General features: G+C 73.3%; 25 protein-coding genes and 1 riboswitch. Of the genes, 10 read left to right on the forward strand and 15 right to left on the reverse strand.

The annotated features are described in order from the left end of the window. Nucleotides 1–524 precede the first annotated feature (524 nt). Nucleotides 525–1010: a carboxymuconolactone decarboxylase family protein gene (locus K1Y72_RS33495; RefSeq protein ID WP_220170550.1), complete on the reverse strand. Its 486-nt coding sequence runs from the start codon at nucleotides 1008–1010 to the stop codon at nucleotides 525–527. A 61-nt stretch (nucleotides 1011–1071) separates the two neighbouring features. After that, entirely contained in the window at nucleotides 1072–1554 is a 483-nt protein-coding gene (locus K1Y72_RS33500) for a carboxymuconolactone decarboxylase family protein (RefSeq protein ID WP_220170551.1), read from the reverse strand. 222 nt (nucleotides 1555–1776) lie between these two features. Here K1Y72_RS33500 and K1Y72_RS33505 point away from each other — a divergent pair, with 222 nt between their 5' ends. Next, nucleotides 1777–2682, forward strand: coding sequence for an RNA polymerase sigma-70 factor (locus K1Y72_RS33505; protein ID WP_220170552.1), 906 nt, complete (start codon nucleotides 1777–1779; stop codon nucleotides 2680–2682). Between the two features lie 20 nt (nucleotides 2683–2702). Here K1Y72_RS33505 and K1Y72_RS33510 read toward each other — a convergent pair whose 3' ends face one another. After that, nucleotides 2703–3668, reverse strand: a complete 966-nt coding sequence (locus K1Y72_RS33510; RefSeq protein WP_220170553.1) for an ArsR/SmtB family transcription factor — start codon at nucleotides 3666–3668, stop codon at nucleotides 2703–2705. 59 nt (nucleotides 3669–3727) lie between these two features. Here K1Y72_RS33510 and K1Y72_RS33515 point away from each other — a divergent pair, with 59 nt between their 5' ends. The 3 genes from K1Y72_RS33515 to K1Y72_RS33525 all read left to right on the forward strand — a co-directional run bounded on the left by K1Y72_RS33515 (nucleotide 3728) and on the right by K1Y72_RS33525 (nucleotide 6037). Then, nucleotides 3728–4921 (forward strand): MFS transporter, encoded by a 1194-nt coding sequence (locus K1Y72_RS33515; protein WP_220170554.1) that lies wholly within the window; start codon nucleotides 3728–3730, stop codon nucleotides 4919–4921. Between the two features lie 3 nt (nucleotides 4922–4924). After that, nucleotides 4925–5788 carry a hypothetical protein gene (locus K1Y72_RS33520; RefSeq protein ID WP_220170555.1) on the forward strand — a complete coding sequence of 288 codons (864 nt, stop codon included), beginning with the start codon at nucleotides 4925–4927 and terminating at the stop codon, nucleotides 5786–5788. 63 nt (nucleotides 5789–5851) lie between these two features. Continuing rightward, the gene (locus tag K1Y72_RS33525; protein WP_308287346.1) at nucleotides 5852–6037 is read left to right on the forward strand and encodes an NUDIX domain-containing protein; all 186 of its coding nucleotides are present in this window, start codon (nucleotides 5852–5854) and stop codon (nucleotides 6035–6037) included. Here the strand turns inward: K1Y72_RS33525 and K1Y72_RS37465 are convergent. The 6 genes from K1Y72_RS37465 to K1Y72_RS33555 all read right to left on the reverse strand — a co-directional run bounded on the left by K1Y72_RS37465 (nucleotide 6030) and on the right by K1Y72_RS33555 (nucleotide 12286). Continuing rightward, nucleotides 6030–6617: a phospholipid scramblase-related protein gene (locus K1Y72_RS37465; protein WP_220170556.1), complete on the reverse strand. Its 588-nt coding sequence runs from the start codon at nucleotides 6615–6617 to the stop codon at nucleotides 6030–6032. The genes K1Y72_RS33525 and K1Y72_RS37465 overlap by 8 nt on opposite strands. Before the next feature lie 141 nt (nucleotides 6618–6758). Beyond that, nucleotides 6759–8384, reverse strand: coding sequence for a chaperonin GroEL (gene groL / locus K1Y72_RS33535; protein WP_220170557.1), 1626 nt, complete (start codon nucleotides 8382–8384; stop codon nucleotides 6759–6761). 333 nt (nucleotides 8385–8717) lie between these two features. Further along, nucleotides 8718–9341, reverse strand: coding sequence for a nucleotidyltransferase domain-containing protein (locus K1Y72_RS33540; protein WP_220170558.1), 624 nt, complete (start codon nucleotides 9339–9341; stop codon nucleotides 8718–8720). A 111-nt stretch (nucleotides 9342–9452) separates the two neighbouring features. After that, the gene (locus tag K1Y72_RS33545; RefSeq protein WP_220170559.1) at nucleotides 9453–9728 is read right to left on the reverse strand and encodes a MoaD/ThiS family protein; all 276 of its coding nucleotides are present in this window, start codon (nucleotides 9726–9728) and stop codon (nucleotides 9453–9455) included. Between the two features lie 49 nt (nucleotides 9729–9777). Beyond that, complete coding sequence (gene thrC / locus K1Y72_RS33550; protein ID WP_308287347.1) at nucleotides 9778–11043, reverse strand: threonine synthase; 1266 nt, start codon at nucleotides 11041–11043, stop codon at nucleotides 9778–9780. Further along, nucleotides 11037–11175, reverse strand: a riboswitch (SAM riboswitch). (Overlaps the previous gene by 7 nt.) A 94-nt stretch (nucleotides 11176–11269) precedes the next feature. Further along, nucleotides 11270–12286 carry a cation diffusion facilitator family transporter gene (locus tag K1Y72_RS33555; protein WP_220170560.1) on the reverse strand — a complete coding sequence of 339 codons (1017 nt, stop codon included), beginning with the start codon at nucleotides 12284–12286 and terminating at the stop codon, nucleotides 11270–11272. A 105-nt stretch (nucleotides 12287–12391) separates the two neighbouring features. On the opposite strand from K1Y72_RS33555, the gene K1Y72_RS33560 reads away from it, so the two are divergent. Beyond that, nucleotides 12392–13834, forward strand: a complete 1443-nt coding sequence (locus K1Y72_RS33560) for an alpha,alpha-trehalose-phosphate synthase (UDP-forming) (protein WP_220170561.1) — start codon at nucleotides 12392–12394, stop codon at nucleotides 13832–13834. 24 nt (nucleotides 13835–13858) lie between these two features. Here K1Y72_RS33560 and K1Y72_RS33565 read toward each other — a convergent pair whose 3' ends face one another. Both K1Y72_RS33565 and K1Y72_RS33570 read right to left on the reverse strand, forming a co-directional pair. After that, nucleotides 13859–14866, reverse strand: a complete 1008-nt coding sequence (locus tag K1Y72_RS33565; protein WP_220170562.1) for a sulfotransferase family protein — start codon at nucleotides 14864–14866, stop codon at nucleotides 13859–13861. 147 nt (nucleotides 14867–15013) lie between these two features. Continuing rightward, nucleotides 15014–15565 carry an RNA polymerase sigma factor gene (locus K1Y72_RS33570; protein ID WP_220170563.1) on the reverse strand — a complete coding sequence of 184 codons (552 nt, stop codon included), beginning with the start codon at nucleotides 15563–15565 and terminating at the stop codon, nucleotides 15014–15016. Nucleotides 15566–15623: 58 nt separating this feature from the next. Here K1Y72_RS33570 and K1Y72_RS37470 point away from each other — a divergent pair, with 58 nt between their 5' ends. Further along, nucleotides 15624–17588, forward strand: a complete 1965-nt coding sequence (locus tag K1Y72_RS37470; protein WP_220170564.1) for a serine/threonine-protein kinase — start codon at nucleotides 15624–15626, stop codon at nucleotides 17586–17588. Here K1Y72_RS37470 and K1Y72_RS33580 read toward each other — a convergent pair. After that, nucleotides 17569–18348, reverse strand: a complete 780-nt coding sequence (locus K1Y72_RS33580; protein ID WP_308287348.1) for a helix-turn-helix transcriptional regulator — start codon at nucleotides 18346–18348, stop codon at nucleotides 17569–17571. The genes K1Y72_RS37470 and K1Y72_RS33580 overlap by 20 nt on opposite strands. Before the next feature lie 88 nt (nucleotides 18349–18436). Here K1Y72_RS33580 and K1Y72_RS33585 point away from each other — a divergent pair, with 88 nt between their 5' ends. Continuing rightward, the gene (locus K1Y72_RS33585) at nucleotides 18437–19381 is read left to right on the forward strand and encodes an LLM class flavin-dependent oxidoreductase (RefSeq protein ID WP_220170566.1); all 945 of its coding nucleotides are present in this window, start codon (nucleotides 18437–18439) and stop codon (nucleotides 19379–19381) included. A 26-nt stretch (nucleotides 19382–19407) separates the two neighbouring features. Further along, the gene (locus tag K1Y72_RS33590) at nucleotides 19408–20007 is read left to right on the forward strand and encodes a PadR family transcriptional regulator (RefSeq protein ID WP_220170567.1); all 600 of its coding nucleotides are present in this window, start codon (nucleotides 19408–19410) and stop codon (nucleotides 20005–20007) included. A gap of 67 nt (nucleotides 20008–20074) precedes the next feature. Here K1Y72_RS33590 and K1Y72_RS33595 read toward each other — a convergent pair whose 3' ends face one another. The 3 genes from K1Y72_RS33595 to K1Y72_RS33605 all read right to left on the reverse strand — a co-directional run bounded on the left by K1Y72_RS33595 (nucleotide 20075) and on the right by K1Y72_RS33605 (nucleotide 22406). Further along, the gene (locus K1Y72_RS33595; RefSeq protein ID WP_220170568.1) at nucleotides 20075–20869 is read right to left on the reverse strand and encodes a hypothetical protein; all 795 of its coding nucleotides are present in this window, start codon (nucleotides 20867–20869) and stop codon (nucleotides 20075–20077) included. A gap of 343 nt (nucleotides 20870–21212) precedes the next feature. Beyond that, nucleotides 21213–22070, reverse strand: a complete 858-nt coding sequence (gene otsB / locus K1Y72_RS33600; RefSeq protein ID WP_220170569.1) for a trehalose-phosphatase — start codon at nucleotides 22068–22070, stop codon at nucleotides 21213–21215. 18 nt (nucleotides 22071–22088) lie between these two features. Then, a complete protein-coding gene (locus K1Y72_RS33605; RefSeq protein WP_220170570.1) occupies nucleotides 22089–22406 on the reverse strand; it encodes a DUF3263 domain-containing protein in 318 nt (105 codons plus the stop codon). A 293-nt stretch (nucleotides 22407–22699) separates the two neighbouring features. Here K1Y72_RS33605 and K1Y72_RS33610 point away from each other — a divergent pair, with 293 nt between their 5' ends. Together K1Y72_RS33610 and K1Y72_RS33615 are read left to right on the forward strand one after the other, a co-directional pair. Continuing rightward, the gene (locus K1Y72_RS33610) at nucleotides 22700–23311 is read left to right on the forward strand and encodes a MarR family winged helix-turn-helix transcriptional regulator (protein ID WP_220170571.1); all 612 of its coding nucleotides are present in this window, start codon (nucleotides 22700–22702) and stop codon (nucleotides 23309–23311) included. 22 nt (nucleotides 23312–23333) lie between these two features. Next, nucleotides 23334–23936, forward strand: coding sequence for a GNAT family N-acetyltransferase (locus K1Y72_RS33615; RefSeq protein WP_220170572.1), 603 nt, complete (start codon nucleotides 23334–23336; stop codon nucleotides 23934–23936). Nucleotides 23937–23941 lie beyond the last annotated feature (5 nt).

A 23941-nucleotide genomic window follows, 5' to 3' on the forward strand; every position in this document is an offset into this window, starting at 1 on the left:
AGGTCTCACTCCGGGGCGACTCGATTACTTTATCAGATCCGTTCGGGCTGTCAATTTCCCGTTCTTCTCCGATTCCGCCGTTTCCGGGTCCGCTTTCGCGTTCCCTTCCGGGCGGCTGTTGCCATTTCATCAGATCCTGCGCGTTTGTCAAAACCGCGCTTTCCCTGATTCCCGCCAGGGGCCGGCAGGCGCGACTGAGCCGCGTCGGCCGGTTGTCTGGTGGTTCCCCTCCGGCCGGTCGCCTGTCGGCGTCCCGCTCCGTGTGGGGCGAAGAGAACAGTATGCCCAGGGGATGGCCGCGTCAAACCGAACGGCGTGATTCGTTGAAGCGTGTTGCGTCCGCGGTGCGATGTGTTCGCATTCGTGCAGGTCATCACGGTTATCGGAAAGCGGATCCCGGTCGAGAAGGCCGACCGTGAGTCCCTCCGCTCCCCTCCCCGCGCTCGCCCGGCGGCACGCTGGGTGCGGGTCGGCGGGCGAGCGATCGCGTCCGTGGGGTGCGGGGGCGGCGGGCGTCCGGTCCCTCAGTTCGCCAGGGCGGCGAACTTGCCGGGCTCGTAGGAGCCCCCGGGGTTGCGGACGATGACGTTGAGCCTGTTGTTGGCGTTGATCATGGCGATGAGGGAGACCAGCGCGGCGATCTGGTCGTCGTCGTAGTGCGCGCGGACGTCGGCCCAGGTCGCGTCGGACACGCCGCCGGAGGCGTCGGCGACGCGAGTGCCCTCCTCGGTGAGGGCCAGCGCGGCCCGCTCGGCGTCGGTGAAGACCGTCGACTCGCGCCAGGCCGCCACCAGGTTGACGCGGGTGGCGTCCTCGCCCGCGGCGGCCGCGTCCTTGGCGTGGTAGTCGACGCAGAACCCGCAGCCGTTGATCTGGCTGGCGCGCAGCATCACTAGGTTCTGGGTGGCCTCGGGCAGTGACGACTGCGTGATGGCGAGGGCGACGTTGTAGATCCGCTTGGCGATCTTGGCGCCGAGCGGGTTGGTCATCAGGTCGAAGCGCGGTTCCATGGTGTGCTCCCTTGCTCTGCGGTAGGTGTGGTCAGGTGGTGCGGGGAGATCGGCAGGGGGGTCAGCCGGAGTGTCCGGGCTGGTAGTCGCCGCCGCGCTCGGCGACGATGACGCCCATCCGGTTGGTGGCGTTGATGAGTGCGATCAGCATCACCAGGTCCGCGAGCTGGTCCTCGTCGAAGTGCCGGGCGGCGGTGTTCCACACCGCGTCGGTGACGCCGCCGGAGGCGTCGGCGATGCGGGTGCCCTCCTCGGCCAGCTCCAGCGCGGCCCGCTCGGCGTCGGTGAAGACCGTCGACTCGCGCCAGGCCGCCACCAGGTTGACGCGGGTGGCGTCCTCGCCGGCGTGCGCGGCGTTCTTGCTCCACACGTCGGTGGCGTAGCCGTCGCCGTTGACCTGGCTGACGCGCAGCAGCACCAGCCGCTGGACCGCCGCGGGCAGCGTCGAGTCGTCGAGGATCGTCCTGCTCGCCGCTCCGAAGTGCCCGGCGGCCCTGGCCGCCGTTCCGGAGGGGGTGTCGAACAGGTTCGCGCGTGCCGGCATGGCGTGCTCCTCATCGGGAGTTCGTGGGCCGCGGTTCGTCGCCGCGGCATCTGGCGACCATGAAGATGCCGACGTCCCCGTTCCCGTGACGGCTCGCCGGCGTGACGCACGCCACTCCTCGCGGCCGTCACAACGAGGGTGGCGGCGGCATCTTGTGCGTGTGCCGGCCCGCACCCGCGGCAGCACGGGCACCAGGTGATCGACGACAGGCGGGAGCCCCGAATGGACGAGCACGGCCGACCCACCGACCGGTCCGCGGCGGCGGACGCCGCCACGGAGGCGTTCGTCGCGCACCGCGGCCTGCTGTTCACCGTCGCCTACGAGATGCTCGGCTCGGCCGCCGACGCCGAGGACGTGCTGCAGGAGACCTGGCTGCGGTGGTCGGACGTCGATCTGGGCGGCGTCCGCGACCGGCGCGCCTACCTGGTGCGGATCACCACGCGCCAGGCGCTCATGCGCATGCGGACGCTGCGCCGCCGCAAGGAGTCCTACGTCGGTCCCTGGCTGCCCGAGCCGCTGCTGACCGCGCCGGACGTGGCGGAGGACGTCGAGCTGGCCGACAGCGTCTCGATGGCGATGCTGCTGGTGATGGAGACGCTCGCGCCGACCGAGCGGGCGGTGTTCGTGCTCCGCGAGGTGTTCGACCTGCCCTACGACGAGATCGCCGCGGCCGTCGCCCGGACGCCGGCCGCGGTCCGCCAGATCGCCCATCGGGCGCGGGCGCACGTGGCCGCCCGGCGGCCGCGGGCGGCGGTCTCGTCGGCGGAGGCCCGGGACGTGCTCGCGGCGTTCCAGCAGGCCGTCGAGTCGGGGGACGCGCAGCGCCTGCTCGACGTCCTGGCCCCGGACGTCGTGCTGCTGACCGACGGCGGCGGCGTGGTCCGGGCCGCGCTGGCGCCCGTCGTCGGGGCCGGGGCCGTCGCGCCCGTCCTGGGCAGGATCGGCGGGGAGGCGGCGCTGCGGCCCGAGCAGGTCAACGGCTACCCGGCGCTGGTCGTGCGGGTCGGCGGCCGCATCGACACCGTGATCGCCGTGCGCGTCGAGGACGGCCTCATCACCGGCCTCTACGCGGTGCGCAACCCCGAGAAGCTGTCACGGATCGAGCGGGAGACCGCGCTGCACCGCTGACGGGTCCTCGGGCCGGGCCGTCATCCGGCGGCGCGGACGACGGCGTCGCCGGCGTCGGTGCGGTAGTAGAGGACGGACCGGCCGGTGCGGCGGCGCTCGACGAGGCCGGCGTCCAGCAGGACGCGCAGGTGCCGGCCGACCGAGCCGAGGGTCTGGCCGGTCAGCGCCACGAGCTGCGTGGTGCTCTTCGGGTCGGCGAGCAGGACGAGCGCGGCGGCGCGGTGCGGGCCGAGGAGGCGGGCGAGGGGCGCGGGCGCGGCGGCGGGACGTTCGGCGAGCGTGCCGGAACAGGGGTAGGTGAGGGCGTAGCGGCCGGTGCCCTCCCAGCTGGTCCAGCGGCCCTGCGACGGGGTGACGGGCACCAGGAGGAGCTGGACGCCCGCGAGCTCGCGCGGCGGGTAGTCGCCCATGTTGGTCCGCAGGCGGTCGCCGCCGAGCCAGCGCATGCCGGGGCGCAGGCCGTCCAGGGCGGCGGCCCAGCCGCCGCGGCCGAGGCGGCTGGTGCGGGCGACGATGTCGGCCTCCAGGACGTGGCGGCGGCGCGTCCAGTCGGGCCGGACGGTGCGCTCCCACACCCAGGCGAGCAGGTCGGCGGCGCGGTGCGGGAGGTCGTCGCGGTCCAGGGCGTCCGGGAGGGGGCCGCGCAGGGAGCGCAGCAGGTCGTGGCGGGCGGCGGCGGGCGGGGCGGCGCGGAGGACGTCCAGCTCGCGGTCGAAGTCGGGGGCGTCCTCGCCGGTCGGGGTGGGCGTGATGAAGTCGGCGTTCCAGTCGGGGCCGAAGGCGGCGGTGACGAGCCGCGCGGTGACCGGGTCGGCGGTCAGGCGGTCCCGGTAGGCGGCGCGGTGCGTGTGCAGCCAGGCGCGTTCGCCGGGGTGGACGGCGCGGTCGCGGTGGAGCGTTATCAGGCAGGCGATCGTCTCCGACAGGGGCGACACCGTGAAGCGGCTGCCCGCGAGGGTGTCGGCGTTGATCTGCCACCAGCCCATGTTTCGCCTCCACGCGAAACTGTAACGGGTGGCGGCGGGAGCGTCCGACACTCCTCCGCATGCGTACTTACGGGGAACTGTTCAGGACGCGCGAGTTCACGCCGCTGTTCGCGATCTCGGGGTTGCAGGTGACGGCGCAGACGATGGCAGGGCTGGCGCTCGGCACGCTGGTGTTCGCGCGGACGGGGTCGCCGCTGCTGGCGGCGCTCAGCATGTTCGGCTCGTCGTTCGCGCAGCTCGTCGGGGCGGTCGCGCTGCTGTCGGCGGCGGACCGGTTGCCGCCGCGCGCTGCGGCGGCGGCGATGGCGTTGATGTTCGCGGCGGCGACGGCGGTGCTGGCGATTCCGGGACTGCCGCTGTGGGCGGTGTTCGTGCTGCTGCTGAGCGAGGGGCTGGTGGCGTCGCTGTACAGCGCCGTCCGGTACGGGCTGATCACGGAGATCCTGCCGCGCGAGGGGTTCGTGCTGGGCCGGTCGGTGCTGAACATGTCGACGGGCCTGGTGCAGATCGTCGGGTTCGTGGCGGGCGGGCTGCTGCTGGACCGGCTGTCGCCGCGCGGGGTGCTGCTGGCGGGCGCGGCGCTCTTCCTGACGGCGGCCGGGGTCGCGGCGACCGGCCTGACGTCGCGGCCGGCGCGCGCGGGCGGCAGCGTGTCGGTGGCGGAGACCTGGCGGACGAACCGGGTGCTGCTGTCGTCGCGCGAGCGGCTCCCCGCCTACCTGGCGCTGTGGGTGCCGAACGGGCTGATCGTCGGGTGCGAGTCGCTGTTCGTGCCGTACGCGCCGAGCCACGCGGGCCTGCTGTTCGCGATGGCGGCGGCCGGGATGCTGGCGGGCGACACGGTGATGGGCCGGTTCGTCGCGCCGCGGTGGCGGTCCCGGGTGAACGCGCCGCTGCGGTTGCTGCTCGCGGTGCCGTATCTGGCGATGCCGGTGCATCCGCCGCTCGCCATCGCGGTCGTGGTGGTGACCGTGGCGTCGTTCGGCTACTCGGCGAGCCTGCTGCTGCAGGAACGGCTGGTGATGCTGACTCCCGAGGAGATGAGCGGGCAGGGCCTCGGGCTGCAGTTGTCGGGCATCTTCGCCATGCAGGGGGTGGGGGCGGCGCTCGCCGGCGGCATCGCGCAGGTGTCGTCGCCCGCGGTCGCGATGGGCGCGATGGCGCTGGCGTCCTCGGCGGTGACGCTGGCGCTCGCGCCCCGGCTCAAGTCCGTTTCCTACAAGACCGCCGGGGCGCCGGTGCAGCAGGCTTGAGGCATGAGCATCGATCTTGACGCCGCCACGGACTTCATGGCCACGCACGCCCGGCTGCTGGACCGCCGCCGGTTCGCCGTCCTGCTCGGCGACGGCGAGCCGGCCGCACTGCTGGCGGCGGTGAACGCCTACCGCAACCCCGACGGGGGTTACGGCAACGGCCTCGAACCCGACCTGCGCTCCCCCGAGAGCCAGACCGGAAGCGCGCTGCACGCCTTCGAGGTCTTCGCCGACCTGCCGCCCGCGGACGAGGCCGTGGCCCTCTGCGACTGGCTGGCGACGGTGTCGCGGCCCGACGGCGGCGTGCCGTTCGCGCTGCCGGTGATCCGCCCGGCGGGCTGCGCGCCGTTCTGGACGTCCGCCTCGCCCGCGTCCTCGCTCCAGATCACGGCGGCGGTCGCGGCGCAGGCGCACCGCGTCCAGGACCCGCGCGTCGCCGCGCACCCCTGGCTGGAGGGCGCCACCGCCTTCTGCCTGGACGCCATGGAACGCCTGGAGGAGGCGCCGAACGCGATCGAGCTGATGTTCAGCCTGCACCTGCTGGACGCCCTCGGCGACGGGACGGCGAAGCTCGCGGAGCGCCTCGGCCACTTCATCCCCGACGACGGCTGGCTGCGCGTCGCGGGCGGCCAGGAGGACGAGAAGCTCGGCCCGCTCGACTTCGCGCCCTCCCCCGACGGCCACGTCCGCGCCCTGTTCTCCGCGGCGACGGTGGCCGAGGAACTGGACGCGCTGGCCGGCGAGCAGCTCGACGACGGCGGCTGGACGGTGGACTTCGCCAACTACTCCCCCGCCGCGACGCTCGAATGGCGCGGCTACGCGACCGTCCAGGCCGTGGCGGTCCTGCGGCGGAACGGGCGCGCCTGACGTCCGCGCCCGCGCCCCGTTAGGATCGCCGGCAGGGGGCGGCTGATCGACAAGATCGCGTGGGTGCGGCCGGAGGGCGGGCGGGTCCTGTCCACCCGCTCGCGCGGCAAGGACGTCTGGTACCTGCCCGGCGGCAAGCGCGAGGCCGGCGAGAGCGACGAGCGGACGCTGCTCCGCGAGATCGCCGAGGAGCTCGCCGTCGGCCAGCTCATCTTCGACGACCTGCGGGACGCCGGCCGCCTCAGGTGAGGTCCTTGGACTCGTGCAGGGCCATGTCCATCGCGATCGCGGTGGCGACCGCCAGCGTCCGCAGTGGCTCGGCCACCCGCTCCTCGATCGTCACGTCGTACTTGTCGGCCGTGGTCAGCAGGTGCGTGGCGATGCCGGCGAACTTCTTCTGCACGTAGGCGACCCGGTTGCGCTCCCGGTCGATGACGTGGAAGTGGTTGCGGGAGATGTCCACCGTGATCTCGCCGACCTTGCCGCCCTCGGCGTCGCGCAGGATGTAGCGGCGGCCGACGCGCTCGGTGTTGATCGAGCCGATCGCCTCGCCCTCCGGGCCGCGCACCGAGATGAGCATCCGGCCGACCTCCTTGTCGACCTCCAGCATCGGGTCGCCCTCGGGGCTGGACAGGACGACCGAGCGGGGATCCAGCTCGGACTTGCCGGGGAAGACCGACTTCAGCGTCTCGCCGCGCCGCCGGGTCAGCTGGTCGGCGACGGCGAGGACGGTGCCGTCGGTGTCGGTGACGCGGTACCGGCTGCGCGCGTAGGGGCCCCGGCGCGGCTGGTCCACGCGGAACCTGTCCTGAGTGAAGAGTTCTGTCACGCGGGCGATCCTGCCAAGCCGCGCGCCCCCGCGAAAGGGTTTCGCGGGCGTGCGAGCCCTGAGTCAGCGGGCCGCTCCAGGACGTTAAAGGGGGCGGCCCTCGCGGGCCGCCCCCTTTTCACGGGGTCATCCGATCGGAGATCAGAAGTCCATGCCGCCGGCGCCGTCGGGCATCGCCGGAGCGGCGTTCTTCTCCGGCTTCTCGGCGATGACGGCCTCGGTGGTGAGGAACAGGGCCGCGATCGACGAGGCGTTCTGCAGCGCGGAACGCGTCACCTTGGCCGGGTCGAGGATGCCCGACTCGAACATGTTGACGTACTCGCCGGTGGCGGCGTTCAGGCCCTCGCCGGGGGTCAGGTTGCGCACCTTCTCCACCACGACGCCGCCCTCGAGGCCGGCGTTCACGGCGATCTGCTTGAGGGGCTCCTCCAGAGCGCGCTTGACGATCGCGGCACCGGTGGCCTCGTCGCCCTTCAGCTCCAGCTTGTCGAAGGCCTTGGTGCCGGCCTGCAGCAGCGCGACGCCGCCGCCGGGGACGATGCCCTCCTCGACGGCCGCCTTGGCGTTGCGGACGGCGTCCTCGATGCGGTGCTTGCGCTCCTTCAGCTCCACCTCGGTGGCGGCGCCGGCCTTGATGACCGCGACACCGCCGGCGAGCTTGGCCAGGCGCTCCTGGAGCTTCTCGCGGTCGTAGTCGGAGTCGGTGTTGTCGATCTCGGTGCGGATCTGGTTGACCCGGCCGGCGATCTCGTTGGCGTCACCGGCGCCGTCGACGATGGTGGTCTCGTCCTTGGAGACGACCACCTTGCGGGCGCGGCCCAGCATGTCGAGGCTGGTGTTCTCCAGCTTGAGGCCGACGTCCTCGGAGATGACCTGGCCGCCGGTCAGCGTGGCGATGTCGCCCAGCATGGCCTTGCGGCGGTCGCCGAAGCCCGGGGCCTTGACGGCGACGGACTTGAAGATCCCGCGGATCTTGTTGACGACCAGGGTGGCCAGCGCCTCGCCGTCCACGTCCTCGGCGATGATCAGCAGCGGCTTGGAGGACTGCATGACGCCCTCCAGGACCGGCAGCAGGTCCTTGTTGGCCGACGCCTTGCCCTGCACGATGAGGATGTAGGGGTCGTCGAGGACGGCCTCCATCCGCTCGGGGTCGGTGACGAAGTAGGGCGAGATGTAGCCCTTGTCGAAGCGCATGCCCTCGGTGAGCTCCAGCTCCAGCCCGAAGGTGTTGCTCTCCTCGACGGTGATGACGCCTTCCTTGCCGACCTTGTCCATCGCCTCGGCGATCATCTGGCCGATCTGGACGTCGCCCGCGGAGATGGAGGCGGTGGAGGCGATCTGCTCCTTGGTCTCCACGTCCTTGGCGAGCTTGTGCAGCTCCTCGGAGACGCGCTCGACGGCGGCCTCGATGCCCTTCTTCAGGGACATCGGGTTGGCGCCGGCGGCGACGTTGCGCAGGCCCTCGCGGACCAGCGCCTGGGCGAGGACGGTGGCGGTGGTGGTGCCGTCGCCCGCGACGTCGTCGGTCTTCTTGGCGACCTCCTTGACGAGCTCGGCCCCGATCTTCTCCCACGGGTCCTCGAGCTCGATCTCCTTGGCGATCGACACACCGTCGTTGGTGATCGTGGGGGCGCCCCACTTCTTCTCCAGCACGACGTTGCGGCCCTTGGGGCCGAGGGTGACCTTGACGGCGTCGGCGAGCTGGTTCATGCCGCGCTCGAGACCGCGGCGGGCCTCTTCGTCGAACGAGATCATCTTTGCAGCCATGAGGCTCCAGTCCTCCCGGAACAGGTGGCCATAAACGGATCGAGGCGACGCCCGCGACGGACGGATCCGTCCGGGCGGCTGCCATTCCGCCGCCGGACGGGGACCTCGTCGTCCCGACCCGAAGCTGTGGGATTATCACTCGCCACAGCCGAGTGCTAATGGTGTGTTTAGCACTCTACCCCGTCGAGTGCAAGCGGAGGACGGGCTCGTCCGGATACCTCCGGGATGCCCTCTCCCAGGGCCGACGTCCGATGGTGGGGCGTTCGCGCCCGGTGGGACGCGCGGGACGCGGCGGCCGTCCGCACCGCGATCGGGGGCGGCGGCAGGACAAGCCTATGACCGCAGGTCGGACGGCCGGTAACGGTCACCGTCCGACGCCTTCACCAGCGGCAGCACGGCGCTCTCCAGCTGCCGCGGCACCCGCATGCCGTAGCGGGCCTCCAGCCGCGCGCGGGCGCGGACGTAGCGGTCGGCGGCCTCCTCCAGGGAGTGCGGGACGGTCGCGACGCCGAGCGGTTCCAGCAGGTGGCGGCTCATCTTCAGCAGCTCGCCGCGCACCCGGTCGGCCATGCCGCGCCGGCGCTTGCTGACCAGCCACAGCGTCCAGTCCCAGAAGTGCGCGTCGATGGGCTGCAGGGTGTCGGGGCCGACCCGCCAGGGCCGGTGCCGGCTGCGCGCCACCTCGGGGAAGACCAGGTCCACCTTGACCGGCCCCGGGAAGATCATCAGGTAGCCGGCGCAGTCGCCGAGCGGGTCCCACTGCGCGCTCAGCGGGCCGTGCGCGGCGGCGATCCCGGGCAGGTCGGCGGCCAGCTCGCCGAAGTCCTCGACGATCACCTGGTAGTCCCAGTCGGACAGTTCGGTGGCGGTGCCCCGCGCGCGCGAGCCGATCGGCTCGACGCGCCGCACCGCGGGATGGGCGCGCACGGCCGCGGCCAGGTCCTCCGCTATCCCCATGCCACGGCTTTTACCCCCATCTAGCAGTAAAAAGCCCCCCGAACATGGCCGCATCCCGCACCGGAGCGCGGGACGCGGCCGTTCGGCGGGCCGTCCGGGGGCGGCGGCGGATCAGCCGCCGGCCACCGCCGGGATGATGGAGACCTGCGCGCCCGCCGGCGTCGCGGTGTCCAGGCCGTCGGCGAACCGGACGTCCTCGTCGCCCACGTACACGTTGACGAAGCGGCGGATCTTGCCGGCGTCGTCGAGGATGCGGGCCGCGATGCCGGTGTGGGCGGCCTCCAGGTCGGCGACGACGGCGCGCAGGGTGTCGCCCTCGGCCTGCACCTCCGACGCGCCGCCGGTGTAGGTCCGCAGGATCGTCGGGATGCGCACGGACACGCTCATGCTGCTGGCTCCTTGCTCGGGTGGATCGGTGCGGCGGGGGCGGGCGGGCTCAGGCGAGGTCCGCGGCCCGGAAGGCTTCCAGGGTCGGGGCGATGTTCGCGCTCGGCGCGACCGACGAGGAGATGGCGTCCAGCGTCTTCAGGCCGTCGCCGGAGTTGATGATGACGGTCTCGGCGGACGGGTCGAGCGCGCCCGACTCCACCAGCTTGCGCAGCACCCCGACGGTGACGCCGCCCGCGGTCTCGCCGAAGATCCCCTCGGTGCGGGCCAGCAGCCGGATGCCCTCGACGACCTCGGCGTCGGTGACGTCCTCGACGGCGCCGCCGGTGCGGCGCACCACGTCCAGCACGTACGGGCCGTCGGCGGGGTTGCCGATCGCCAGCGACTTGGCGATCGTGTCGGGCTTCACCGGGCGGACCACGTCGTGCCCGGCCTTGAACGCCGCCGCCACCGGGCCGCAGCCCGCGGCCTGCGCGCCGAACACCTGGTACGGCTTGTCCTCGACCAGACCCAGCCTGATGAACTCCTGGAAAGCCTTGTCGATCTTGGTGAGCTGGGAGCCGGACGCCACCGGGACCACGATCTGGTCCGGCAGCCGCCAGCCGAGCTGCTCGGCGATCTCGTAGCCGAGCGTCTTGGAGCCCTCGGCGTAGTAGGGGCGGACGTTGACGTTGACGAACGCCCAGCCGTCCTGCTCGCCGGCGATCTCCGAGGCGAGCCGGTTGACGTCGTCGTAGTTGCCGTCCACGGTCACGAACGTGCCGCCGTACACGGCCGTCGTGATGATCTTCTGGGACTCCAGGTTCGACGGCACGAACACCGCGCTGCGGATCCCGGCGCGGGCCGCGGCGGCCGCGACGGCGTTGGCCAGGTTGCCGGTGGACGGGCAGGCCAGCACCTTGAAGCCGAGCTCGCGGGCGGCGGCGAGCGCGACCGCGACGACGCGGTCCTTGAACGAGTGCGTGGGGTTGCCGCTGTCGTCCTTCACCCAGAGCCGCTGCAGGCCGAGCGCCTCGGCGAGCTGGTCGGCGCGCACCAGCCGGGTGAGGCCCGGCTCGGTGTTCGGGGTGTCGGTGACGTTGCCCGGGACGGGCAGCAGCCCGCGGTAGCGCCAGATGTTGCGCGGCCCGGCCTCGATGGAGGCCCGGGTGACGTCGGCGAAGTCGTAGGAGATCTCCAGCGGCCCGAAACACTCCTCGCACGCGTAGTGCGGGCCGAGTTCCCTGGTGTGACCGCACTCGCGGCAGGTCAGCGCGGTCGCGGGTCCGAGATCGGTAGCAGGCGTGAGCGCCATGAAGCGAGGCCCTTCCCCCATCTTTCCTGCGCCACCTTGGTCGCAGGCCGGAGTTGGCACCATCTCCCGGCCGGCCTCGCAGGTCGCGAGCGCGGTGGCCGGGTGGTTGCCGGGGCTTCGCAGGGCCGGTCCCTCCACCCCTCTGGATGAGCGATATGAAGTTGTTTAGCCAGAGATTACACGAACTGCCCGTTTACCTGATCGGCCGGGGTCGTCCGTTCCGGACACTACCCGGCCGCGGCGGGGTTCACGCGGGCCGCCCCACCTCGCGGTCGCGTGCGTCGCCGCCGTCCTCCGACGGCGCGCGCGGGGCGGGCACCGCGCACCCCTCGGCGCCGTCCGCCGCCCGCTCGGCGCCCTGGGTCGGGTCGAGGAACACGTGCCGGACGAGCGGGACCTCCCGGCAGAGCAGCCCGTCCACCTCGCCCGCGACGTCCTCGGCCTGGTCGGCGCTGATGTCGTCGGCGAAGCCCACCTTCGCGGCGACCAGCAGCTCGTCCGGGCCGAAGTGCAGGGTGAACAGCTCGTCCACCCGCGCCACGCCGGGCGCCCCGGCGATGACCTCGCGGATGCGGTCCTGCACCTCGCGGTCCGCGGACTGCCCGATGATCAGATCCTTGCTGTCGCGGCCGAGCGCGAACGCCACCGCGATGAGCAGCAGGCCGATCACGATGGAGGCGACGCCGTCGTAGACGTGCGACCCGGTGAGCTGGCGGAGCAGCAGGCCGAGCGCGGCGACGACGAGGCCGATGACCGCGGCGGTGTCCTCCAGCAGCGCGGCCTTGAAGGTGACGTCCGGGGAGCGCCGCACGTGGTCGACGATGTCGCGCCCGTTGTCGCGGGTCTCCTTGCGGGCCTGCGAGTACGCCCGGATCCACGAGGTGCCCTCCAGCAGCACGCCGGCGCCGAGCACGGCGTAGGCGAGCCACACCCCGCCCTCCTCGCCGGGCGGCGACAGGATCGTGTGGACGCCCTCGTAGATGGAGTAGCCGGCGCCGGCCACGAAGATCCCGAACGCGGCGAGCAGCGACCAGAAGTAGCGCTCGTTGCCGTAGCCGAAGGGGTGCCGGTGGTCGGCGGGCCGCGCGCTGCGCCGCAGGGACGCCAGCAGGAACCCCTGGTTCATGGTGTCGGCGACCGAGTGGGCGCCCTCGGCCATCATCGCGCTGGACCCGGCGACGACGCCCGCGACCAGCTTCACGACGGCCAGGATGAGGTTCGCCACGCCCGCGACGATCACGGTCTTCTTCGTCTCCGAGGCCATGCGGCAGCCGATACCCCCCGCTTCGTCCCCTAACCCGGCCCCCGCCGCCGCGCTTCCCCCGGGTCGCTTTGGTGCGGCTTCGCCTCGACTGAGAGGCTTCCGCCTATGAGCCAAGTGCTGGTGGCGTCCAACCGTGGACCGGTCTCGTTCGCGCTGTCGGGTGAGGGAGATCTGACGATGCGGCGAGGCGGCGGCGGCCTGGTCTCCGGGCTCGCCTCGGTGACCGGCCCCGGCGGCCCCGACGTGCTGTGGGTGTGCGCCGCGCTCGGCGACGCCGACCGCGCCGCCGCCCGGCAGGCCCCCGAGGGCCGTCTGGACCGCGCCGGCCACGACACCGGCGGCGCGGCCGTCCGGATGCTCGACATCCCCGCCGCGACGTTCCACCGCGCCTACAACGCGGTCGCCAACTCCACGCTCTGGTTCGTCCACCACCTGCTGTACGACACTCCGCGGGCACCGCACTTCGACGCCCGCGCGCGCCGCGACTGGCAGTCCTACGAGGCTTACAACGCCGCGTTCGCCGACGCGCTCGCCCGCGACGCCGAGCCCGGCGCCAAGGCCGTGATCCAGGACTACCACCTGTCGCTCGCGCCCGCGCTGCTGCGCGAGCGCCGCCCCGACCTGCGGATCGCGCACTTCTCGCACACGCCGTGGGCGCCGCCGGAGTACTTCGCGCTGCTGCCCGACGACGTCGGTGCCGCCGTCCTGGAGGGCGTCCTCGGCGCCGACCACGCCGGGTTCCTCACCGAGCGGTGGGCGGCGGCGTTCCTGGACTGCTGCGAGGCGCTGCTGCCCGGCGCCAAGGTCGACCGGCACGCCCGCACCGTCACCCGCGCCGGGCACGTCACCCGCGTCGGCGTGCACGGCCTCGGCGTGGACGGCGCCGGGCTGCGCGCCCGCGCCGCCGAACCGGACGCCGCCGCGCACGCCGAGGCGCTCCGCGCGCAGGTCGGCGGCCGCCGGCTCATCGTCCGCATCGACCGGACCGAGCTGTCCAAGAACATCGTGCGGGGCCTCGCCGCCTACCGCGAGATGCTCGCCAACCACCCCGAGTGGCGCGGCCGCGTCGTCCACCTGGCGTTCGCCTACCCCTCCCGGCACGACCTGCCCGAGTACCGCGAGTACACCGCGGCCGTGCAGCGCGTCGCCGGGGAGATCGTCGACGAGTTCGGCACGCCGGACTGGGAGCCGCTGATCCTCCAGGTCAACGACGACTACCCGCGCTCGCTCGCCGCCTACGGCCTCGCCGACGTGCTGCTGGTCAACCCCATCCGCGACGGCATGAACCTCGTCGCCAAGGAGGGACCGGTGCTGTCGCGCGCGGGGTGCGCCCTGGTGCTGTCGCGGGAGGCGGGCGCCGCCGCCGAGCTCGCCGACGACGCCGTCATGGTCAACCCCTACGACGTGTCGCAGACCGCCGAGGCGCTGCACCAGGCCCTGCTGATGCCGCACGACGTGCGGGCCGAGCGGTGCGCGCGGCTCGCCGCCGCCGCGACGGCGCTGCCGCCCCAGCGCTGGTTCGCCGACCAGCTCGCCGCGCTCGACTAGAACGCGGCGGTCCGCACCGGAGCGTCAGACCCTGCTCATCGCAGGGGAGGTCAACAGGCACTCCACCGCGTTGGGCTCGTGCCGGCGGCGCCACCGCTCGCGCATGTCGGCCTTGCGGTAGGTCATCCGCCGGTTGGCGGTGGCGCGGGCCAGGCGCGCGAGCTGCGCGGGCGTCGCGCGGGCGGCGCCGCTCGGCGTGTAGCCGTGGTCGGGCAGCCGGTCGCCGAACGCCGTCTCGGCGAGGCCGATCTCCCACTCCTCCAGCCGCCGCGCCCACGACCCGACGCGGCTCGAACCGACCTCGCCCTGCGTCCGGTCGTGCCAGCGCTTCTGCTTCGGGACGGTGAGCCTCGCGATCGACTGCGGCTCCGCCATCGCCGGGTCGTAGTCCTCGCCGAGGAAGGCGCAGAGCCGGGTCAGCTCGTCGGCCGGGTCGGCGACGAGCCGCTCGTACTGCAGCTCGTAGTAGCCGTCGGGGCCGAGGCGCGCGGCGTGCCGGCGCCCCATGTCGATGGCCTCCCGCCACGCCGACACCGCGTGGTAGACGTCCTGCTTGTACCAGGGCATCTCCTTCAGCGACGCCACGCAGTCGCGGCCGTCCCGGATGAGGTGCACGAACTGGGCGTCGGGGAACATGCGCAGCAGCAGCGGCACGTGCTTGAAGTAGCTCGGCCGCTTGTCGCCCCAGCGGGGCTTGTCGAACCGGTCGGCGTAGGCGCGGAACACCGTCGCGGCCAGCGAGCCGACCGTCGGCGGCGCCGCGGCGATCCGCTCGACGACCGCCGCGGCGTCCAGGCCGAGGTCGTGGAACTTGCTCTCCCGCCGACCGGTGATCCACTCGCCGATCGCGCGCCTGTTCTCCCTGTCCTCCAGGTCACCGAAGTCGCACCTGCGCGTGTAGAGCGGGAGCAGGAAGCGCGTCTCGGCGGGGATCGCGATCCGCGGGTGCGAGTGCAGCATCAGCTGGAGCAGCGTGGTGCCCGAGCGGGGGCAGCCGATAACGAAGATCGGCCGGTCAGCGTGGGTGGCCATGCAGGCGATGCTGCTGGAAACCGCGCCGCCGCACCGCCGTAGTGTCCGTACCGTTGCCGACCCATTGCCGTCCGTGAACGTCATCTGACCGCCGCGTGGAACGGGCCGGGGGCGCGGCGGGCGCGCGGCGCGGGCCGGCGGCGCGGGTCAGGTGTAGGACTCGCCGAGCGTCTGGCGGACCTGCTTGCGCGCCTCGTGGATCCGCGACTTGACCGTGCCGAGCGGCAGCTGGAGCTGCTCGGCGATCTCGGCGTACTCCAGCTGCGACACGTCGCGCAGCACCAGCGCCTGGATCAGGTCGGGCTTGCGCGCCTCCAGGTCCTCCATGGCGTCCAGGATGTCCACCCGCGAGCCGGCGATGACGCTGGTGCGGCGCGGGTCGGGACGCTGCTGCGGCAGCTCGCCGGCCTGCTCGACCGAGCGGCGCTTCAGCGAGCGGTAGGTGGAGCGGGAGGAGTTGGCGACGACCACGTGCAGCCAGGTCGAGAACCGCGACCGGCCCTCGAAGCGGTGGATGTTGCGGGCCACCTGCAGCAGCGCGTCCTGGCACGCCTCCTCGGCGTCCTGCCGGCAGGGCAGGAAGCGCGACGCGTGCCGCAGCACGTCCGGTTCGATCTTGCGGAGCAGCTCGTTGAGGGCGCTCCGATCGCCCTGGGCCGCCTTGAGGGCCAGCTCTTCGGTCCGTTCATCGAATGCCATCGCCGCTGCCTCAGTGCTCGCTCGCCCACACACCCCGTTTGTTGGGCATGATACGGGAGTGTCCTTCCCACCGACTGTCGGCCGTTACCGAATCGATCGCGTCCTCGGGTCCGGGGCGTTCGCCTCGGTCTGGCTCGGGCACGACGACGCGCTGGACTCCCAGGTGGCCATCAAGGTCCTCTCCGGAAGTCTCATCGATGACCTCGACGTGCGCAATCGTTTCCTGGAAGAGGCCCGGATCCTCCGCCGCGCCGATTCCGACAAACTGGTCAGAGTGCACGACATCGGGGACCTGCCCGACGGCCGCCCCTACTTCGTCATGTCCTACGCCGACCGGGGGACCCTGGCCGAGCGCATGCGCGAGCGGCCACTTCCGGTCAGCGAGGCGCTGGTCCTGGCCGAGGAGATCGCCTACGGCGTCGAGGTCATCAACGCCCTCGGCGTCATCCACCGCGACCTGAAGCCGTCCAACGTGCTGTTCCAGTCCACCCGCGGCGGGGGCGAGAAGCTGCTCATCGCCGACCTCGGGCTGGCCAAGGCGCTCGCGCACGCGTCGGGCGCCTTCACCCTCCCCGTCGGCACGCCCGGCTACATGTCCCCCGAGCAGGCCCGCTTCGGCGGCGGCCTGGACGTCCGCGCGGACGTGTACGGCCTCGGCGCGCTGACCTACCACATGCTGACCGGCCGCCCTCCGGGACCGGCGCCGATCAAGGTGGCGCCGAGCGAGCTGCGCGACGGCCTGTCCCCGGCGTTCGACCAGGTCATCCTGCGCGCTCTGGAGGTCGAGCGCGAGAAGCGCTGGCCCACCGCCGAGGCGTTCGCCGAGGCGCTGGCCACCCTGCGCCCCACCACCGCCCCTGCATACGACGACCCGCCACCGGCACTGGAGGCGACCGTGAGCGACCAGTACTACCCGGGGCCCGAGCAGCCCCGCCGACCCGAGCGCACCCCGACCCACCCCGACGCGAACCGGCCCGATGACGCGCGCACCTCCGAGATGCGGGCGCCGGGGCAGTACCAGGGCGGTGGCGGCGACGCCACCATCGTGGACGGGCCGGGCGCGCAGTACGGCGGGCCCGGGCAGGGGCCCGGTTACACGCAGGGACCGGGGCCTGGACCTGGGCCGGGGCCGGGGCCGGGCCAGGACGACGCCGAGCGGACGATCTCGATCTCGACCGGGCCCGGCGGCGGGCCTTCGCAGCAGGGGCCCTACGGCGGTCCCGGCGGGCCGCCGCCCGGGACGGGCGGTAAGACCGCCGTCTTCCACGGGCAACAGCAGTATGGCGACGGTCCCCCGCCCGGCGGGCCTGGTGGGCCTGGTGGGCCGGGTGGGCCTGGCGGGCCGGGTGGGCCTGGCGGGCCGGGCGGGCCGCCGTCCGGGGCCTCGAAGCGGGGCCGGCACGGCGGCGGGTCGTCGCGCAGCCTGCTGCCGTGGATCATCGTGGCGGTGATCCTCGCCGTCGCGCTGGCCGGCGGGCTGCTCATCGGCACCCTGCTGGACAAGGGCGACGACGATGGCGGCGGCACGAAGAAGGCGGCGCTGCCCGCCGACTTCGTACGGGTCGCCGACAAGTCCGGGAAGATCAAGGCGGCGGCGCCGAAGGCGTGGCCGCTCGGCCCGGCGCCGACGTGGACGCCCTCGTCGGTCGGGCTCGCCGACGCCACCGCGCGCCCGGTGCTGCGCGCCGCGCAGAACGTCGCGAACTTCCCCGGCAGCGGCACGAGCCCCGGCGTCTTCATCGGCCTCACCACCGACGTCGCGGCGGGCAAGCTGCCGCCGCCGAGCGCGGCGTCGCACGCGAGCTGCACCAAGGGCGCGACGGAGAACTACACCTCGCCCGACAAGCAGCTCACCGGCACCATCGTCCGCTTCACCGCCTGCAAGTCCGGGACGCCGCAGGTCGCCGAGGTCGGGCTGCGCGACAAGTCCGGCAAATTCGGCGCCTGGGTGCGGGTCAAGGAGAACGACGGCCGCAACCTCACCACCCGCATCCTGGACACCCTCAAGCTGACGGCCCCGTGACCGCGCGGCGGGCGAGGCGCGCGGCCGTCGCCTCGTCCGCTGGCAGGAACGCCTCCAGCCGCAGCTCGGCGAGCGTCACGTCGGCGGCGGTCGCGAACGTGGTGATCGTCGTCATGAGCCGCAGCTCGCCGCCGTCCGCGCGCAGCCGCAGCGGGACCGCGAACCCCAGATGCCCCGGCCCCGGCGGGACGTCCGGCGCGTACGGGGCGAGCTCGGCGACGAGCCGGTCCAGCCGCTCGTCGGGATCGCGGAGGGCGGCGGCCCGCAGGTTCTCCACGACGTGCCTGGCCCATTCGGCACGGTTCACGATCCGCGGCGCCAGACCTTCGGGATGCAGCGCCAGCCGGTAGACGTTGACGGGCGGCTCCAGCAGCTCGGGCGCGGCGCCCTCCTCGAACAGCGCGAAGCCCGCGTTCGCCCCGACGAGCACGCCGTGCCGGTCGACGACGATGGCGGGATAGGGCATGTGCGCGTCGAGGATGTGCCGCAGCGCCGTGCGGACGGGCGCGAGCGCGGGGGCGTCCAGCGGCGTGCGCGGGTAGGCGGGGGCGAAGCCCGCCGACACCAGCAGGCCGTTGCGCTCCCGGAGCGGCAGGTCCAGGGATTCGGCGAGCCTGATGACCATCTCGCGGCGGGGCGCGGAGCGGCCGCTCTCCAGGAAGCTCACATGCCGCTGGGTCGTTCCGGCGCGCACCGCGAGTTCCAGCTGGCTGAGCCGCCGCGACGACCGGCGGTCGCGCAGCGTCCGGGAGAAGTCCACGGCCACAGTTGTAATGCGTCCCGGTGACATCCGGCGATTCCCTCCAGGGAATTGAGGCGATACCTCCGGCCGCCGCACGATGCCCGGCATGAACCACGACCTGCGCTTCGGCGTCATCGCCCCCATCGGCAAGGCCCAGTGGGGGGCGGGGACCGATCCCCGCGAGCTCATCGACTTCGGCGTGCGCGTCGAGCGGCTCGGTTTCGACTCGCTGTGGGGCAACGACTCCCTGCTGACTCCCCGCGTCGACCCGCTGACCTATCTGTCGGCGGTCGCGTCCAGGACCGAGCGCGTGACGCTCGGCACGGCCGCGCTGATGCCGGTGCTGCGCCGTCCCGTGCAGACCGCCCAGGCGCTGACGTCGCTCGACCTGCTGTCGGGCGGGCGGCTGACGGTCGGCGTGGGGGCCGGTTTCCCCGGGCGTCTGGGCAGGCCGCTCTACACGCTCTCCGAAGTCCCCTGGGAACGCCGATTCGCGCGGCTGGACGAGACGGTCGCCCTGTGGCGGCAGTTGTGGACGGCCGAGGCGCCGTCCTCCTTCCACGGGGAGTTCCTGCGCTTCGACCAGATCCCCGCCATGGCCGCGCCCGCGCAGAAGGGCGGTCCGCCGATCTGGCTGGGCGGGGCGACGCCCGCCGCACTCGCCCGTACCGGACGCCTCTACGACGGCTGGATTCCCTACCCGCCCGAACCGTCGACCTACGCGGCCGGTCTCGCCGAAGTACGCCGGGCGGCCGGCGACCGCGCGGTCACGCCAGCGCTGTTCCTGTCCGTGCTCGTGGACGGGGGCGGGCGTGCCGCCATGGACGACTTCGCTCGCGCCAACTACGGGATGCCGCTGGTGGAGCTGGAGAAGATCCAGGCCGTCGTGACCGGCGACGCCGGCGAAGTGGCCGCGCGGCTCGCCGCTTACGCCGCCGCGGGCGCCCGCCACTTCGTCATGCGGCTGGGCGCCCTGGACCTCGCGGGCCAGCGCGCCCAGCTCGATCGGCTGGCCGAAGTTGCATCGCGAGCAATCTCGATATATCGTTAACGTATCGACAACGAGAGGAGCGCACCATGCGCCACCACCACCACTTTTCCGACACCGAGGCCCGCGGTCGCCGCGGACCGCGCGGAGGCCCCGGCTTCGGCCCGGACTTCGGGCCCGGCTTCGGCCCGTTCGGCCCCGGTCCCGGCCCGCGCGGTCGGGGCGGCGGCCGGGGACGGGGCCGCGCCCGCCGCGGCAACGTCCGCGCCGCGCTGCTGGCGCTGCTCGCCGAGCGGCCCATGCACGGCTACGAGATGATCCAGGAACTCGACGAGCGCACCGGCGGCGTCTGGCGCCCGAGCCCCGGCTCGGTCTACCCGACGCTGCAGATGCTGGAGGACGAGGGCCTGGTCAGCAGCGAGGAGCAGGGCGGCAAGCGCCTGTTCTCGCTCACCGACACCGGCCGCGCCGAGGCGTCGGCCCAGGCCACCGCCCCCTGGGAGGAGGTCACCGAGGCCGCCGGCGCGAGCGCGGTGCGCGGGCGCGAGGCCATCGGCCAGCTGATGGGCGCCCTGCACCAGGTCATGGCGGTCGGCAGCGAGGCCCAGCAGGCGCGGGCCCTGGACGTCGTCAACGACGCCCGCCGGCGCCTGTACGGGATCCTCGCCGACGACCCCGAAGCCGAGTGACTCCCAGCGGCGACGCCGCGACCGGATCGCCCTCCGGTCGCGGCGTCGCGTCGTTCATGGGCCGGGCTCAGCCCGGGAAGGCCGCCAGCCGCGCGTACTGGTCGGGCACGTAGAGCTTCTTCCAGATGTACAGGCGCAGGTCGTTCCGCCCGAGCCGCCGGTCGACCGGCACCCCGACGGTGGCGCGCACCAGGAAGGACGATCCGGGCGGCATGTACTTGTCGCCGCCGTCGCCCGCGACCAGGTCCCCGCCCTTCAGCTTGCGGACGACGTCGCTGCTGGTCGGCGGCGTGCACATGTCCTCGGGCACGCCCGCCTGCCACATGCACCGGCCGCGCGCGCTCGCACCGACCATGTCCCGCTTCACGAACACGTCGCCGGGGAAGTCCAGGAGCACCTTCTGCTGGGAGGGGTTGCTCAGCACGTACTCGATGTAGGCGACCTTCGATCCCCCGGCGGCCCCCGCCTGTTGGGTGGACACCCCGGCCCCGGAGCCGGCGCCCACGGCTGCGATCCGGTACTTCGACCCGTCGGCCGTCGCGACGTCCACGGGCGAGCCCGTCTTCGGCATCGCGCCCGTACCGCCCGTCGAGGCCCCCGCCGGCCCGCTCGGCGCGACGCCCCCGTCGTCGCCTCCCGGCATCATGAGCAGCACGCCGACCGCGACCGCGGCCGCCACCGCGATCGACACGCCGCCGAGGATCAGGCCGAGGCGCCGCCCGCCGCCGCCCTGCCGCTCCTGCTCCCTGCGGGCGCGGTGCCGATCGCTGCGCGACCCGATGCGCACCTGCACGCCGCTGGTGTCGTGCACCGTCGGCGGCGCGGGCGCGTTCCACGGCCCGTCCCCAGGTCGCCGCGGCATTCCAGGCTGCTCGTTCACCGTCATCGCTCCCCACTGCCCCGTGCGCGCATCGCAATCCGACGCAACAAACCATCACATTTTGCCGCAATTGGGTCCGAGGTTCACAGGCGCCCCGTCCGTCACGCGCCTCACATCGTTCGCACGGCCTTCACGTGGAGCTCGCGCGAAGTTATCCACAGGCTGGGGAAAGCCTGGTGCGACGTCCTCCCGGCGGGCACGCTTGAAGAACGGCACCGCAGGTGGCGCCCGTTTCTTGACAGCAGAACAGTGCTCGACGGCACGACAGTGCGCACCGCGCCGCCGCGGCACCCCGGCGGCGCGACCGCGTCCGCGCCCGCCGGGATTACGCGCCCTCGCCCTCCCCGGCGGAACCGGCCGCGGCCTCGATGGCGCCGGTGAGGCCGTCCAGGAAGTCCACCACTCCCTCCGGCCCGTCCACGATGAGGTCCGCCCGCTCCGCGAGAGCGGTGACCTCGACCGATCCGCTGCAGACCTTCACCCCGGGCACGCCGTCCGCGCGCAGGCCGTCGACGGCGTCGAACGCGGCGAGGTCGCCGAGGTCGTCGCCGGCGAACAGGACGGCCGACGGCGCCCCGGCGCCCCCGTCGAGGAAGCCGCGGAGCGCCCGGCCCTTGTCCATGCCGGGCGGGCGGAGCTCCAGGACGAAGCGGCCGGGCTCGACCACCAGCCCGGTCCGCTCGGCGAGGGCGTCCATGAGACCGCGCAGCCGGTCCAGGGCGACCTGCGGCTCGGCGGCGCGCCGGGTGTGCACGGCGAGCGCCTGCCCCTTGTCCTCGACGAAGACCTCGGCGGGGGCGCCCGCCGCCGCGAGGATCTGCGGCAGCTTGGCGCGGGCCTCGGCGACGCCCGGCGGCGGCGCGGGCGCGGTGAGCTCGCCGGACTCCCACCGCTCCAGGCCGTACTGGCCGAGGACGACCAGGCCGTCGATGTCCCCGAACCCGCCGTACTCGACCGCGACGGCGGCGGGCCGGCCGGTGATGATGACGAGGGCGCCCACGTGCGGGGCGAGGCGGGCGAGGGCGGCCGCGGCGCGCGGGTGGGCCCGCGCCGCGGCCGGGTCGTCGACGATCGGCGCGAGGGTGCCGTCGAAGTCGAAGCCGAGCACGGCGCCGGCGGGGGCGTTGCGGATCGCGTCGAGGCCGTCGGTTCCGGCGGCCGTACGCGGGCGGGGAGAGTTCACCCGACCAGTCTTGGGCACTCAGGGCCGGATGCCGAGGCGACGCGCGGCGCGCTGCCGCTGCCGCTGCGTCCGCATCCGGCGGAGGCGCTTCACCAGCATCGGATCGTGCTCCAGCGCCTCGGGGCGGTCGATCACGATGTTGAGGAGCTGGTAGTACCGCGTCGCCGACATGTCGAACGTCTCGCGGATCGCCTGCTCCTTGGCGCCGGCGTACTTCCACCACTTCCGCTCGAAGGCGAGGATCCGGCGGTCGCGGTCGGAGAGGAGACCGGCGGGGAAGGCGTGCTCGTCCTCCGCGTCGGCGTCGGTCGGTTCCAGGGCTGAGCCGTCGTTCATGCTGCCGTCCTGATCGGGCTCCCTGCCCGGGTGGTCACCACCGGCGCGGGATCCCCTCTGTGGTCACTAATCCCGGGCTGTCCGGGTTCGGCCGCTGCCATGCTACGCGTCCACACCGGCTCCCACCGGTGGTTCGCGGGGAACGGCAGGACCGGTTCAGTCGATCACACCGGAGGGCATCACCGCGGCCCGTGTCCGAACCCGGCGCGGCCCCCAGGAAGACCGTGAAAACATGTAGCATACATCTGAATCGTCCGGTATCCGAGACAGCCGACTGAAATGGGGTGCCACGAATGGCGGCGGACACCTCCCCGGCGGGGCCGGTCCCCGGCGACGGACCGGCCGGGCTCCCCGACCAGGCCCTCGCCGACATCTCCCTGGCCCTGTTCCACCTGCGCCGCGTCTGGGGCAAGCCCGACCTGGTGAAACGGATCCGCGCCCAGACGTCCGCCGGCCCCGGCGGCCGCCCCCTGCAGCTGTCCAACCTCATGGTGGTCCACGTGGTGGGCGGCCTGTCCCTGGAATGCGCGAACCGCGAGCCCGCCGGCGAGGTCACCGTCGGCGCCGTCGCGGAGCGGCTGGAGATCGACCCGTCCACCGCCAGCCGCCTGGTCGGCCACGCCATCGACGCCGGACTCGTCTCCCGCCGCCCGTCCCCCCTCGACGCGCGCCGCGCCAACCTCGGCCTCACCGAGGCCGGCCTCCGCGTCAAGCAGGTCGCCGACCGGTTCCGCCGCGCCTACCTCGCCGAGCTCATGTCGGATTGGACGCGCGAGGAGCGGACGGTCTTCGCCGAGCTGCTGACCCGCTTCACCAACCGCGCCGCCCACAGCCCCATGGACCACGACGTGAACGTCGACAAGATCTTCCAAGAGGCCCGCGCCGACCCGCCGACGGACACCTGAACCCTCTTGGCCGCCGCGCCCCATGACCATCCGCCGGGCAGAGCCGGCCGACGCCGCGGGCATCGCCACCGTCCACGTCCGCTCCTGGCAGTCCGCCTACCGCGGATCGATCCCCCAGGACCACCTCGACCGGTTGAGCGCCGACGAACGCCGCCCCCTCTGGGAACACCGGATCGCAGCGTCGTCCTGGCCCGTCCGCGGCGTCCTGGTCGCCGAGACCGACGGCCGCCTCACCGGCTTCGCCCCCTTCGGCCCGACCCGCGACAAGGACGCCGACCCCGCGACCGTCGCCGAGGTCGCAGCCCTCTACCTGGAGCCCGAAGCGCAGGGCTCAGGACTCGGCCGCGCCCCCATAGCGAAGGCCCTCGACAACCTGACGACCGCCGGCTACACGCAGGTCACCCTCTGGGTCCTGAACACCAGCACGAAGGCCCGGCTCTTCTACGAGAACACCGGCTGGCGATCGGACGGCACCGTGAAAACCACCACAGCCCGAGGACCCGAACTCACCGAGCCCCGCTACCACCGCGAACGCCTCGCCCTTCCGCCCGGTCACCGCACGCCTCCCCCACCGAACGAGCCCGCCAGCGAACGCCCGCCCCCTCACCACCACGGACACCGGTAACCGTC

The sequence above is a fragment of the Actinomadura parmotrematis genome (genome assembly GCF_019458805.1).
Classification (GTDB): domain Bacteria; phylum Actinomycetota; class Actinomycetes; order Streptosporangiales; family Streptosporangiaceae; genus Spirillospora; species Spirillospora parmotrematis.